This window comes from Vibrio sp. FF266, assembly GCF_041439695.1.
In the GTDB taxonomy this organism is placed as follows: Bacteria; Pseudomonadota; Gammaproteobacteria; order Enterobacterales; family Vibrionaceae; genus Vibrio; species Vibrio tasmaniensis_A.
The window spans coordinates 1-13282 of record NZ_JBGOOO010000060.1 but is presented as its reverse complement, the minus strand read 5'-3'; the positions used below and the strand labels follow the sequence as shown (position 1 = coordinate 13282).

Here is a 13282-nt window from a genome sequence, read left to right as displayed (position 1 = left end):
CTAGCATCTAGCATCTAGCATCTAGCATCTAGCATCTAGCATCTAGCATCTAGCAAGCATAAAAAAACGCACAACCGAAGTCATGCGTTTAATATCGTAATTAACTGTACCCAGTGCTCTTTATAAGCCGTTAGTGTTTAAGAAGTATGCCTAATGCATAACCTCTTCTTTCGCACCAACATAGATGAAATCCAGTTCGTCTTTTTTCAGAGATACTTTAACCGTACCGCCGTCAACCAAACTTCCGAACAGCAACTCATTAGCAAGAGGCTTTTTAAGCTTCTCTTGAATCACACGTCCCATCGGACGAGCGCCCATGGTCTTGTCATAGCCTCTTTCAGCTAACCAATGACGAGCATCCTCAGAAACCTCTAAAGATACACCACGAGCGTCCAGTTGGACCTGAAGCTCAACAATAAACTTATCAACAACTTGACTGATCACACTTGGATCAAGGCTGTTGAACCAGATGATATTATCAAGACGGTTACGGAACTCAGGAGTAAATACCTTCTTGATTTCACTCATTGCGTCTGGCGCATGATCTTGTTGGATCAAACCGATCGATTTCTTCTCGGTTTCTGCAACACCAGCGTTGGTCGTCATCACTAGGATCACATTTCGGAAATCTGCTTTGCGACCGTTGTTGTCGGTTAGCGTACCGTTGTCCATCACCTGTAATAACAAGTTAAAGATATCTGGGTGTGCCTTCTCGATCTCATCAAGTAGCACAACAGAGTGTGGGTTCTTGATAACAGCATCGGTTAGCAGACCACCTTGATCATAACCAACATAACCAGGAGGCGCACCGATCAAGCGGCTTACCGAGTGACGCTCGCCGTACTCAGACATATCAAAGCGCAGAAGCTCAATACCCATTAGTTTAGAAAGCTGAACCGTCACCTCGGTTTTGCCGACACCAGTAGGACCAGCAAATAGGAATGAACCAACAGGTTTATTGTCTGCTCCTAATCCTGCACGAGTCAGCTTGATCGCTTCGCTCAATACATCGATCGCTGGGTCTTGTCCGAATACCAACATTTTCATGCGGTCATCCAGTTTCTGCAGCGTATCTTTGTCTGAAGACGATACTGACTTCTCAGGAATACGCGCCATTTTCGCAACCATTGACTCAATATCAGCCACGCTTACCGTTTTCTTACGACGACTTGCAGGCGCCAAACGACTACGAGCACCCGCTTCATCAATAACGTCAATCGCCTTATCTGGAAGGTGACGTTCATTAATATACTTAGCAGACAACTCCACAGCGGCACGTAACGCTTTATTGGTGTAACGTACTTCGTGGTGAGCTTCGTATTTTGGCTTCAAGCCAATCAGAATTTTGGTTGTATCATCTAGCGATGGTTCAACAATATCGATTTTCTGGAAGCGACGAGATAAAGCACGCTCTTTCTCAAAAATACTGCTGTACTCTTGGTAAGTGGTTGAGCCAATACAGCGTAATTTACCGCTGCTTAATAGCGGTTTAATTAGGTTTGCCGCATCCACCTGACCACCCGATGCTGCACCCGCACCAATAATGGTATGGATCTCATCGATGAACAGGATAGCGTCTTCTTCTTTCTCGAGTTGCTTCAGAATCGCTTTAAAGCGCTTCTCAAAGTCACCACGATATTTCGTTCCCGCAAGCAATGAACCAATATCCAAAGAGTAAATCACGCTGCTCTGAATGATTTCAGGGACTTGGCCTTCAACGATGCGCCATGCAAGACCTTCAGCGATAGCAGTTTTACCCACACCCGCCTCTCCCACTAATAGAGGGTTGTTCTTACGACGACGACACAGAACTTGAACGGTACGTTCTAGCTCTTTGTCACGACCGATTAGTGGGTCAATGTTACCTTGCTTCGCTACTTCGTTAAGGTTGGTCGCAAAATTTTCTAGACGATCTTCTGAGTTAGCTTCTTCGGCATTCTCTGCACCACCAAATGAATCAGGAGATGAACCGCTATCGCCTTCATTGCTGCCTTTGGTAATACCGTGTGAAATAAAATTCACTATGTCTAAGCGGCTGATGTCGTTTTTCTTAAGAAGATATGCCGCGTGAGATTCTTGCTCACTAAAAATAGCCACAAGTACATTTGCACCTGTTACTTCGCTGCGACCTGAAGATTGAACGTGAAAAACAGCGCGCTGAAGTACTCGTTGAAAGCTCAGCGTGGGCTGGGTTTCACGAGTCTCGTCGCTTTCAGGGATGAGTGGGGTCGTTTGGTCGATAAAAATATCGAGCTCATTGCGAAGAGCATCGAGATCAGCCTGACAAGCTTGGAGCGCTTCCTTGGCCGCATCATTTTCTAATAATGCTAGTAGGAGGTGTTCGACAGTCATGAATTCATGTCGCTTGTCTCGCGCACGAGAAAATGCGCCATTTAAACTCGTCTCTAATTCTTTATTTAGCATAAGTACCTCCTAAGGGAACAACAGTGTTGTTCGAGCAATTTACACTTGCTCCATTGTACATAGTAGCGGATGCTCATTTTCCTTTGAGTACATCGTTACCTGCGCTACCTTTGTTTCCGCTATTTCAGCACTGTATGTGCCGCAAATAGCTTTACCTTCATAATGAACCTTGAGCATCACTTCCGTTGCTTTTTCGATATCTAGTGAGAAAAATCGCTCTAGGATCTCGATTACAAAGTCCATGGGCGTGTAGTCATCGTTATGTAATACAACGTTATACATTGCCGGTGGCTTTACTTTCGTTCTCTCTTTCTCCAGTAAATCTGAGCCTGGAGATGCCCATTCAAAGTTTCTGCTCATATTAGCTTTGCTAAGGGTTATTTTTCGGAAGTCGTGAATGTTTAGTTAACTCAAATTTACCACATTCACGCATTACGGTGTACTAAGAAACTGCACCAAGAAACAGTACCAAAAAATATTCCTCTATACTGAGCCTAATCCACCATTTCCATCGCTGCAAATAAAAGATCTCGATTAACAGGATTAACATATGTGATTGATTAAAAAGACACCACAACTATTGATGGTGACGATAAGATCGTCGTTAAGTTACTATTTAGTTAATAGTATGCAGCCAATCTCGAATGTGATTTGTTATTAAAATTGATCATTTTTATACCAATTTGCTATTGACTGTACTCAATCATTAGCTACATTGGAGCTAAAAGGTTTTTCTGATACAACTTCGTAACACGATTCTAAACCTAGTAATAAGCGTTAAAAATTTATAATAAGGAATAATTACGCAGGGTAGCGTTAATTTCCGTAAGCAATGTATGAGATTCAAGCTATCAGCTGAAATTGTTTAGTTGATAGGAATAATATCAATCGAACTTACATTGATTTGATATAACAACGTTAGTAACAAAATGCATGAGGGATGTATAGCATGGCTACAGGTACAGTAAAATGGTTTAACAATGCCAAAGGGTTTGGCTTTATTTGTCCAGAAGGTGAAGATGGCGATATTTTCGCGCACTACTCCACAATACAAATGGAAGGTTATCGAACCTTAAAGGCAGGTCAACAGGTCGATTATGAAGTAGAAAGTGGACCTAAAGGCTCCCATGCTAGCTCCGTTGTTCCTGTAGAAGGCAGCGCCGTAAAATAGGCGATTGCCAAACATGTAGACCTCTATCAGTCTTATTAAACGACTGTCAGGTAAGCAGAACATTGAAACCGCTCATTTCATACCTGTAATACAGGCTTAAATGGGCGGTTTTTCGATCTGAGAGCTAAAAGCTATTCACAGTACAATTTGTCCAAGAGTTCCCTTTAGCTAGGTCTAGGAAGCATTATGAATAAAAAAAGACGCTTTAACGTTATCGTTAAAGCGTCTTTCGTTTTGACTTAACTGCCAGACCAAGCAACTCGTTAGTAATTCATGTTCATGACTTACTAACGATGAGTCCAATCACTATGCGTCAATAAATGCGTTTAGCGTTGAGCTTGGGCGCATTAGTGATGAAACCAATGCATCATCAAGTAGGTAATAACCACCTAAGTCGCCAGCTGGACCTTGAGCGTTATTCAGCTCAGCAACAATAGCTTCTTCACTTTCAGCCAATTGAGTTGCAACACCTGCGAACTCAGCAGCAAGGTCAGCATCAGCAGTTTGCTCAGCCAGCGCTTTCGCCCAGTATGCTGCAAGGTAGTAGTGGCTACCACGGTTATCAAGCTCACCCACTCGACGTGAAGGAGACTTGTTGTTATCTAGGAATTCACCCGTCGCTTTATCAAGCGCGTCAGCGAGAACTTGTGCCTTAGCATTCCCCGTTACTACGCTTAGGTGCTCTAGAGATGCCGCTAGTGCCAAGAACTCACCAAGAGAGTCCCAACGCAGGTGGTTTTCTTTCTCTACTTGTTGAACATGCTTAGGCGCAGAACCGCCAGCACCTGTTTCAAACAGGCCGCCACCGTTCATAAGTGGAACAATCGATAGCATTTTAGCTGACGTACCAAGCTCTAGAATCGGGAACAAATCCGTTAGGTAATCACGTAATACGTTACCTGTAACCGAAATAGTATCTAGGCCTTCTTTGATACGAACCAGTGAGTACTGAGTTGCTTCTAAAGGAGCAAGGATCTTAATTTCAAGACCATCGGTATCATATTCAGGAAGGTAAGCGTCAACTTTCTTAATAAGCTGAGCATCATGCGCACGAGACGCGTCTAGCCAGAATACTGCAGGAACACCCGAAGCACGAGCACGAGTTACCGCTAGCTTAACCCAGTCTTGAATTGGTGCATCTTTAACCTGACACATACGGAAGATATCGCCTTCCTCTACGTCTTGCTCTAGAAGCACAACGCCTGAAGCGTCAACAACTTGAACCTGACCAGCAGCTTCAAGGATAAAAGTCTTATCGTGAGAACCGTACTCTTCCGCTTTTTGAGCCATCAAGCCAACGTTTGGTACACTACCCATTGTTGTTGGATCGAAAGCACCATTCTCTTTGCAGAAATCAATAACTGCTTGGTAGATGCTTGCGTAGCTGCGATCAGGGATCATAGCTTTCGTGTCTTTTTGCTTACCTTCTGGATCCCACATTTGACCTGAAGAACGCAGCATTGCAGGCATAGATGCATCAACAATGATGTCGCTTGGAACGTGCAGGTTAGTAATGCCGCGATCCGAATCAACCATCGCTAGTGGTGGTTGAGTCTCGTATACCGCTTGTAGGTCAGCTTCAATCGCTTCTTTCTGCTCTTGAGGAAGCGCAGCAATTTTTGCGTAGACATCGCCGATGCCGTTGTTTACATCAACACCAAGCTCTTCAAACAGTTGACCGTGCTTAGCGAATACGTCTTTGTAGTAAACCTTAACTGCATGACCAAAGATCACAGGGTCAGATACTTTCATCATCGTCGCTTTCATGTGAAGAGAAAGCAGTACACCTTGCTCTTTAGCTGATGCGATCTCTTTCTCGAAGAACGCAACCAAAGCGGCCTTGTTCATCACTGACGCATCAATGATCTCTTTATCTTGCAATGCAAAAGCGGGCTTCAGAGTTTTCTTCGCACCATCTTTACCAACGAATTCAATGCTAACTTCTGTAGCACCTTCAATTGTTACTGACTTTTCGCTGCCGAAGAAGTCTTTGTCGTCCATACTTGAAACGTGCGACTTAGAATCCGCAGACCAAGCCCCCATTGAGTGTGGGTTCTTCTTCGCGTAGTTTTTAACAGAAAGTGGAGCGCGGCGATCCGAGTTACCTTCACGTAACACAGGGTTTACAGCACTGCCTTTGATTTTATCGTAAGTCGCTTTAACGGCTTTCTCTTCGTCAGTGTTTGCTTCTTCTGGGTAATGAGGAAGTGCGTAACCTTTTGACTGAAGCTCTTTGATTGTTGCTTGAAGTTGAGGAACAGATGCAGAGATGTTTGGAAGCTTGATGATGTTCGCTTCTGGTGTCTTAGCTAACTCACCTAGTTCTGCTAATGCATCACCAATACGTTGCTCTTCGTTCAGGTAGTCAGGGAAGTTGGCAATAATGCGCCCTGCAAGTGAAATGTCGCGAGTATCAACGTTAATACCAGAAGAAGCCGTAAAAGATTGAATGATAGGCAGCAGAGAGTAAGTTGCTAGCGCCGGAGCTTCGTCAGTAATGGTATAGATGATCGTTGGTTTTTCAGTAGGCATGAAATTTCCCTATAGTTCTTACAAGCTCACTTAAAGCAGTGAGAGTGTTATAAATTGACCAGTAAGCCACTCTGAGAGTGAAAACTGCTTACTCGATAGTCGTACTCTATCTTATTTTTCATGCAATCTTGATGACAGCATGAGCCAAATCCGTGAGTGCATTGTTTTAATAAAAGAGCCAGTTATAATAAAACACGAAGGTATAATTAAACAAATCAGGCTTAAGAGTCCATCAACTTGTTCTATTTTGTGTCTTTTAGGCGCGCAAATGATAGCTCAATTCCGTTTCTATGAAAACTTTTCGGCACACTTCGTTTACATTTTTGCAAGGTAGTTAACATGTCTACTCGCTCACGCAGCGCATCTCGTTCAGACAAACCGGCTCGTTCTGGTACCACATTAAAACAAAGCGGTAATAGACAGAATCAACACAGTGGCAAAAATGACACTGGCAGTTCACACAAAAAACCGCACTCCAGCAAACACCGATATAAAGGCAAAACTACCAACGCAAAGCCTAAGGTAGCACCCGAAGATCGCAAAGTGATTCTATTCAACAAACCTTTTGATACTCTCAGCCAGTTCACTGATGGCGAAGGTAGAAAAACGCTAGCGGATTTTATTCCCGTAAAAGATGTTTATGCTGCTGGTCGCTTAGATCGAGATAGTGAAGGTTTATTGGTCTTGACCAATGATGGCATCTTTCAAGCTAAGTTGACTCAGCCGAACTCAAAATCGACCAAGACTTACTGGGTACAGGTTGAAGGTGCGCCTTCTGAGAAAGATTTAGATAAATTGAGAAAAGGTGTTGAGCTAAAAGATGGTATGACATTGCCTGCAGAAGTAGAAGTGATGCAAGAACCTCAGGTTTGGGAAAGAACTCCTCCTGTGCGCTTCAGAGCGGCGATACCAACAACATGGTTAGCGATTACCATCATCGAAGGACGTAACCGTCAGGTAAGACGAATGACGGCAAACATAGGCTTCCCTACCCTGCGTCTAATCCGCTACTCAATGGGCAATATGAACGTGGGTCAGCTTCAGCCAGGTGAATGGAAAGAGATTTAGCTCTTACTGATACAGAAAAAGTACTAATATAGCAAAAGCGAGACTCTTATTAGTCTCGCTTTTTTGTAGATGAAGATTGATTACTCTTGGTCAATCATCCATTTACGGAATTCTTTGCGTTCTTGCTTAGAAGCTTTGATATACCAAGCCTGCAATTGCTCAACATTCTGAGTCTCAGCCAGTTTCACTTGTTTCTGAGCTTTGCCGCTTGTCTGTGCTGTCGTATTGTCTACCACAGAAGCTAAAACCACTGCTTCCGCTGGTTTATCAAGTAACACGCCATCTTTAAAATAGACTGCCTTACTTGCATTATGCTCAGCCAGTCGAGACTCTAGACCGCCAAACGGTGCAAAACCGGGCTTACGTTCAATGACATCCTGTTGATATTTAATGGCGACATCATCCTGCAAAACGACCCATGATGGATTCACAGCTTCAAAGATCTTCTCAGCTTCCATATAGCTACGTACTTTTGGAGCCTTAATTTCAACCTCTTCACCAGTAACATCAAAATTCAATACATAAGGTGCCGAAGAATAAACACCGCTGTTACCAAATTTTTTATCAAAGCGAACTAAAACCTGGTTAAAACCCTCATTAATTTGGTTTTCACTGATTTTATTTTGAGCAGCTTGACCATTAATGTACAGAATTGATACGCCTTTCTGAGGCGTTAGAGTTGCCGCACTTACACTGCCAATAACGCTTGTAAGTAAGCCCAAAGCTAACAATACTTTCTTCATCATGTTTCTCTTTAAAATCTAATAAAGTGTTCTTTATCCTAACAAAAAAGCCACCCTAAGGTGGCTTTTTTTCTAAAACTCGATTACGAGGTCATTAGAATGATGCTTCAACACCAATTGCTAGACCGTTATCAGCTTTGTATGTTGCTTTATCATCTGAATCGATACCACCAACTTCCGCGTACACTTTAGTGTTTGGCGCGATTGCGTAAGTTGAGTTAACGAACCAACGATCTTCGTCTTTAAGATCTACATCGTGGTCACCGATTGAGTAACCAGTGTTGAAGCCCCAAAGACCCATAGTGTAACCAGCAGCAAATGCGATTACTGAGTTGTCATCGTTCGCAGCGTCAGAGTTTACACCGTAGTATGCTGTAGATAGGTAAATATTCTCGATACCAGAGAATACTAGCTCAGCACCGTAACCTTGGTGATCGCCTTTTGCTTTGCTAGTATCGTAATCAGCAACGAATGCAGAAACGTCGAAGTCAGCAAAACGGTAACCCATACGAGCATCGAAGTACTCAGCGTTTGAACCTTCAGTCTCTGCTGGCGTACGACCTTTTGCGATATCAGCGTTTAGTTTGTCTTGTACGTAACCTAATGTCGCGTATAGAGCGCCATTGTCGTAGTCGTAACGAACAGCTTCGTCAGCACACTCGTTAGTAGTGTTGTCTAGAAGTGTAGAAACGCCGTAAGCTTCATCTTTGCCGATACCTAGATCATCAACAGCAGTACATAGGCGACCAAACTTAATTGAACCTAGAGTGTTGTGGTATGCAGCTACGTATGTATCACCATTTTTAGTCGCTGTAGCGTTTGCGTCTGAAGAACCGTTAAATTCCCAGTAAGCGCCAACTTTCCACTCTTCGTTTACCATGTACTTGATATCAAAACCGAAGTCAGCATCTTCGATTTTTTGTTCCATTGAAGAACCTTTTTTGTACTCGTTGCTGTATACAACTTCGATGTCGCCTTTAAGGTCAACAGAAACGCCGTCTTGGTTGTAAATTTCGATTGCTGCGTTTGCAGAACCAGCTGCTGTCATAACTGCTAGAGCTAATAGAGTCTTTTTCATAATAAATCCACTGCCTTTTCTAAGAATGGGAGATCCTTGCCCGGTTCCCTTTTATTTTTTATGACTGGTCATTACTACTCTTTGGTAGTTAATCACCGCCACTAAATTTCGTGGTCTAGATTGCAAAAGATTATCCTGCGTGTCAAATAAACTAAAAACAAACCTAAAAAAAACAAAAATACATAAAAATCATAGGTTTACATTTTTTTTCATCATTTTACGAGCAACTTACCCTTAAATTTAAAGGGAAATATAATAGCCCAAATAAAGAACAACTCAGTATAATAGTCCACTAATTTAGGTTTAAATCGTGATTCACAGAATTTAACGCCTGCATCGTGCGATTTTTTAATATATATATTTCGTAACATAAATAAAATCGTTAAGTTCCTGAAGGTTCAGTTTTTTTTTGTGAACGAGATCTACCTTTGATTCAAAAGCAAGCTATTTTGCGGTAAATGTACCGACTAGTGATATGTGCTACTATCCTCGCTCCGTTACGTAGGTCACAGTATGCTAACTACTAAAATTCAAAATTCTATACGCACCAGTTATCAAAACCTCCAAGATCAGTTGGATAACTTTGTACCTCGACGTGCTCAAAATTACCTTGTTGCAGAAATAGCGAAGACACTTTGTGGTCAATACCACAAAAGTAATCGCATGATTGTTGCTGAAGCAGGTACCGGGATCGGGAAGTCACTGGCTTATTTAATGGCAACAATTCCTGTCGCCGTGCTCAACAATCGTAAAATCGTCATTTCAACAGCGACCGTTGCGCTACAAGAACAACTCGTCAATAAAGATCTCCCTCTATATAGACGACTTACTGATAGAGAGTTTTCTTTCATCTTAGCGAAAGGAAGGCAGCGTTATTGTTGTACAGAGAAGTTGGCCGCTGCGTGTGGGGTTGATGGTGGTCAAATGGCCATGTTCGAGTCCAAACCAAAAAAGAAAGACATCGAGCAACTGCAAACCATGTACCGCAGCCTCACCCAAGGTAAATGGGATGGTGACCGTGATTCGTGGCCAAAACCTATCGACAACATGATTTGGCAGATGATTGTCAGTGATAAGCACAGCTGTAACAACAGTATGCCTACGCACCGAGACTGCCCTTTCCAAAAAGCGCGTTCAGAGCTAGATAAAGCAGACGTGATTATCGCCAATCACAGTTTAGTGATGGCTGATGCGGACCTAGGCGGCGGTGTGATACTGCCAGAACCAGAAAATAGCATCTATATATTTGATGAAGCTCACCACTTGCCACACGTAGCGAGAGATCACTCCTCTGCTGCCGCAAGCTTAAAAGGTGCGGCCTCTTGGTTAGAGCGTTTGAATCAATCGATCACTAAGCTTTCGGGGCTAGCAGACGAGAAACGTGTTCATAGATTTAGAAATGAGTTGCAAGACTCAGTACAACAACTGATCCCGACTCTGACTAAAATGAGCAAACAGTTTGACGCTAGCCACTTCGAAGATGGCTTGTATCGCTTCGAGCATGGTGACTTACCTGAATGGTTAGAAAGCGAATCGAAAGATCTCAAACAATTAACGCAAAAGGCGAGCCAAGCCGTAGCAAAAATTGCAGACTTGATTGCAGAACGAGTTAAAGACGGAGAGCTTTCAGCAAAGCTTGCAGAGCCTGCGCTTGCAGAAATTGGCTTTTATATACAAAGAACAGAAAACCTTGCTCAAGTATGGCGATTAATGGCTGAACCTAAGAGAGAAAAAGGGGCGCCTTTGGCTCGCTGGCTTGAATTAAGCAAAGAAAGCGAGGGAGACTTTGTTGTTAATGTCTCACCATTAGAAGTCGGTTGGCAACTGGACCAACAGATTTGGAGTCGTTGTGTTGGTGCAGTGTTAGTATCTGCGACCATGAGAGCACTCAACTCTTTCAGCTTTTTTTGTCATCAATCAGGTATCAGTCAAAAAGCAGAAGATGGCGTACAATTTCTTGCTTTGGCATCGCCGTTTGATTATCAGAACCAAGCTGAATTAGTGGTACCTGCAATGAAGTACGAACCACAAGCACCTCAGTTTACCGAATATCTTATTGAAATTTTGCCTAAGGTAATAGAAGACAACAAAGCCAATCTCATTCTATTCTCTTCTTATTGGCAAATGAACCAAGTGGCCGAGGCTTTGGCAACAGATTTCGTTAAAAAGTCGTGGGCGTTACAGGTTCAGGGGGATACCTCACGAACTGAAATCCTAAAAAAACATAAAAAGCTCATAGACCAAGGTAAAACAAGCGTTCTTTTTGGAACGGGTAGCTTTTCTGAAGGTCTTGATCTGCCTGGCGAGCTGCTTGAAAACCTTGTTATTACCAAGATTCCTTTTGGTGTTCCTACCTCACCTGTAGAGCGGGCACATTCAGAATATATTGAATCTCGTGGCGGTAATCCTTTTATGCAGATTACTGTTCCAGAAGCGAGTAAAAAGCTTATTCAATCTGTGGGTAGATTGCTGCGTAAAGAACGAGATTCTGGTAAAGTCACGATCCTTGATAGACGCATAGTCACGAAGCGATACGGAAAGTCCCTACTCGATTCGCTACCGCCTTTTAAAAGAACAATAAAATACTAATTTTCCTACCTTCGTGGTAGTTATGGGCCTGCCATCGCTAGGCCCTTGCATTCACAACCCAGCATGACTAATCCCTCGATTCTTCATGTGGCTGCCCGAACAGCCGATAACGAGAACACTAGCTATTTATGGAAATGATTGAGCCAACCATGTTGGTCATACTTGCCTTGGTTGCATTTGCTGCAGGCTTTATTGATGCTGTCGCCGGTGGCGGAGGAATGTTAACTGTACCAGCTTTGCTATCGCTTGGTTTACCACCACACATTGCACTCGGTACTAATAAGCTGGCCGCAACATTCGCCTCATCAACAGCCGCTTTTACTTACTATCGCAAGAAGCTGTTCAAACCTGAATGTTGGGTCAATGCATTCATATCTACTTTAATAGGTGCAACAATCGGCACCCTGACTGTTGATGCCATAAGCACAGAGTGGTTAGAGAAGGTATTACCGCTAGTCATTCTTGCAGCAGCGGTCTATACCATTTTTCATAAGACTCCAGATGTGAGCCATAATGTGTCTCCTAAACCGTGCCCGGTACTCAAGAGAAAGCAAAAGTACCAAGGATTCATTCTCGGCTTTTATGATGGTGTTGCAGGCCCAGGAACCGGCGCTTTTTGGACTGTGAGCTCGATGGCGCTTTATCGTCTTAATATCTTACTTGCTTCTGGTCTATCTAAAGCCATGAACTTTACCAGTAACTTTACGTCTTTGGTGACCTTTGCGATTCTCGGTCATATTGATTGGGTTCTAGGTTTAACCATGGGGCTTTGTTTGATGGCTGGTGCATTTGTTGGAGCACATTCTGCTATTCGCTTTGGTGCTACATTTATACGACCTGTCTTTGTGACTGTTGTGAGTGTCCTTGCGATTAAACTGGCTTACGAAGCGTGGTTTGTAACCTTATAGCCCAGTCGCCCAAGGTAAGTAAAATGAATCATTTCTCTAAATTAAAAAGCGTCATTGATACCTTAATTGGCCATTGCTCGCAGGTTGATAAATCTCGAGGGGCTTATCATCAAGCCTTGTTCGATAGAACCTTGTTTAAGTGCAGCTCTTCTATTTTACTGCCCTACGCACTCGAAACTCAGGCAACATACAACACTATTGTTCGAGAACAAGCGACAAACCAACTTACTGCTTCTCGGGCCAACTACCTGACAGAAAAACTCACTAATCAGATAGCTGCAATCCAAAGAGAACTAGCCAACCATGATTTAAGGTTAGATCGAAAAAGTAAGTCAGGAAAAAACCTTAACGACCTATACAACGAACTCGCTCAGCACCAAGATTGGCAAAAGCGACTGGTCGATTTAGTACGAGTACGCAAGTTAGCGTTTGATTCTGCGCCTCGCCACAGTAAGAAAAAAGCGGACGAGGCTTGGCAATTAGCAAAAGAACGATTAGAACGCTGCGAAGACTCAATGAAAAATATTGAGAGACTGATTAACTTAGAGAACCCCAAGCGAAATGAACACTGATAACCCATCATCACCACTGGATAACGCCCCAGAAGAAGTTAAGTTAGCTGTCGACCTGATCTATCTGCTCGAAAGCAACGAAATCGACCCAAAGGTTGCGTTAGAAGCAATTAAGATTGTCCAACAAGATTTACAAGCCAAACTAGCATCTAGCATCTAGCATCTAGCATCTAGCATCTAGCATCTAGCATCTAGCA

General features: G+C 43.1%; 11 protein-coding genes. 6 read left to right on the top strand and 5 right to left on the bottom strand.

The window, feature by feature from the left end; translation table 11 throughout:
- Positions 1-150: 150 nt before the first annotated feature.
- Both clpA and clpS read right to left on the bottom strand, forming a co-directional pair.
- Positions 151-2424 carry an ATP-dependent Clp protease ATP-binding subunit ClpA gene (clpA, locus tag ACED59_RS23045; protein ID WP_012603605.1) on the bottom strand — a complete coding sequence of 758 codons (2274 nt, stop codon included), beginning with the start codon at positions 2422-2424 and terminating at the stop codon, positions 151-153.
- Positions 2425-2463: 39 nt separating this feature from the next.
- Entirely contained in the window at positions 2464-2784 is a 321-nt protein-coding gene (gene clpS, locus ACED59_RS23040; protein WP_009846337.1) for an ATP-dependent Clp protease adapter ClpS, read from the bottom strand.
- A 589-nt stretch (positions 2785-3373) separates the two neighbouring features.
- Between clpS and cspD the strand changes: the two genes are divergently transcribed.
- On the top strand, positions 3374-3595 hold the full coding sequence (gene cspD, locus ACED59_RS23035; RefSeq protein ID WP_009846336.1) for a cold shock domain-containing protein CspD: 222 nt from the start codon (positions 3374-3376) through the stop codon (positions 3593-3595).
- 306 nt (positions 3596-3901) lie between these two features.
- On the opposite strand, the gene ACED59_RS23030 is transcribed toward cspD, so the two are convergent.
- On the bottom strand, positions 3902-6127 hold the full coding sequence (locus ACED59_RS23030) for an NADP-dependent isocitrate dehydrogenase (RefSeq protein WP_017097708.1): 2226 nt from the start codon (positions 6125-6127) through the stop codon (positions 3902-3904).
- Between the two features lie 339 nt (positions 6128-6466).
- Here ACED59_RS23030 and ACED59_RS23025 point away from each other — a divergent pair, with 339 nt between their 5' ends.
- Positions 6467-7195 (top strand): pseudouridine synthase, encoded by a 729-nt coding sequence (locus ACED59_RS23025; RefSeq protein WP_017097707.1) that lies wholly within the window; start codon positions 6467-6469, stop codon positions 7193-7195.
- Positions 7196-7275: 80 nt separating this feature from the next.
- On the opposite strand, the gene ACED59_RS23020 is transcribed toward ACED59_RS23025, so the two are convergent.
- Both ACED59_RS23020 and ACED59_RS23015 read right to left on the bottom strand, forming a co-directional pair.
- On the bottom strand, positions 7276-7941 hold the full coding sequence (locus ACED59_RS23020) for a DUF2057 domain-containing protein (protein WP_032499774.1): 666 nt from the start codon (positions 7939-7941) through the stop codon (positions 7276-7278).
- Between the two features lie 91 nt (positions 7942-8032).
- Positions 8033-9016 carry a porin gene (locus ACED59_RS23015; protein ID WP_017097705.1) on the bottom strand — a complete coding sequence of 328 codons (984 nt, stop codon included), beginning with the start codon at positions 9014-9016 and terminating at the stop codon, positions 8033-8035.
- Positions 9017-9529: 513 nt separating this feature from the next.
- Between ACED59_RS23015 and dinG the strand changes: the two genes are divergently transcribed.
- The 4 genes from dinG to rsmS all read left to right on the top strand — a co-directional run bounded on the left by dinG (position 9530) and on the right by rsmS (position 13245).
- Positions 9530-11605 carry an ATP-dependent DNA helicase DinG gene (gene dinG / locus ACED59_RS23010; protein WP_029223913.1) on the top strand — a complete coding sequence of 692 codons (2076 nt, stop codon included), beginning with the start codon at positions 9530-9532 and terminating at the stop codon, positions 11603-11605.
- A gap of 128 nt (positions 11606-11733) precedes the next feature.
- Positions 11734-12513 carry a TSUP family transporter gene (locus ACED59_RS23005; protein ID WP_009846330.1) on the top strand — a complete coding sequence of 260 codons (780 nt, stop codon included), beginning with the start codon at positions 11734-11736 and terminating at the stop codon, positions 12511-12513.
- Positions 12514-12536: 23 nt separating this feature from the next.
- Positions 12537-13085, top strand: coding sequence for a primosomal replication protein (locus ACED59_RS23000; protein ID WP_009846329.1), 549 nt, complete (start codon positions 12537-12539; stop codon positions 13083-13085).
- Positions 13075-13245 (top strand): pleiotropic regulatory protein RsmS, encoded by a 171-nt coding sequence (gene rsmS, locus ACED59_RS22995; RefSeq protein ID WP_009846328.1) that lies wholly within the window; start codon positions 13075-13077, stop codon positions 13243-13245. The genes ACED59_RS23000 and rsmS overlap by 11 nt, the downstream gene beginning before the upstream one ends.
- The last annotated feature ends 37 nt before the right edge of the window (positions 13246-13282 follow it).

Bases quoted from the DNA above. Each gene is read 5' to 3' on its own strand.
- clpA (WP_012603605.1), bottom strand. From the start codon at position 2,424: ATGCTAAATAAAGAATTAGAGACGAGTTTAAATGGCGCATTTTCTCGT.
- dinG (WP_029223913.1), top strand. From the start codon at position 9,530: ATGCTAACTACTAAAATTCAAAATTCTATACGCACCAGTTATCAAAAC.
- ACED59_RS23015 (WP_017097705.1), bottom strand. From the start codon at position 9,016: ATGAAAAAGACTCTATTAGCTCTAGCAGTTATGACAGCAGCTGGTTCT.
- ACED59_RS23005 (WP_009846330.1), top strand. From the start codon at position 11,734: ATGGAAATGATTGAGCCAACCATGTTGGTCATACTTGCCTTGGTTGCA.
- clpS (WP_009846337.1), bottom strand. From the start codon at position 2,784: ATGAGCAGAAACTTTGAATGGGCATCTCCAGGCTCAGATTTACTGGAG.
- cspD (WP_009846336.1), top strand. From the start codon at position 3,374: ATGGCTACAGGTACAGTAAAATGGTTTAACAATGCCAAAGGGTTTGGC.
- ACED59_RS23025 (WP_017097707.1), top strand. From the start codon at position 6,467: ATGTCTACTCGCTCACGCAGCGCATCTCGTTCAGACAAACCGGCTCGT.
- rsmS (WP_009846328.1), top strand. From the start codon at position 13,075: ATGAACACTGATAACCCATCATCACCACTGGATAACGCCCCAGAAGAA.
- ACED59_RS23020 (WP_032499774.1), bottom strand. From the start codon at position 7,941: ATGATGAAGAAAGTATTGTTAGCTTTGGGCTTACTTACAAGCGTTATT.
- ACED59_RS23000 (WP_009846329.1), top strand. From the start codon at position 12,537: ATGAATCATTTCTCTAAATTAAAAAGCGTCATTGATACCTTAATTGGC.
- ACED59_RS23030 (WP_017097708.1), bottom strand. From the start codon at position 6,127: ATGCCTACTGAAAAACCAACGATCATCTATACCATTACTGACGAAGCT.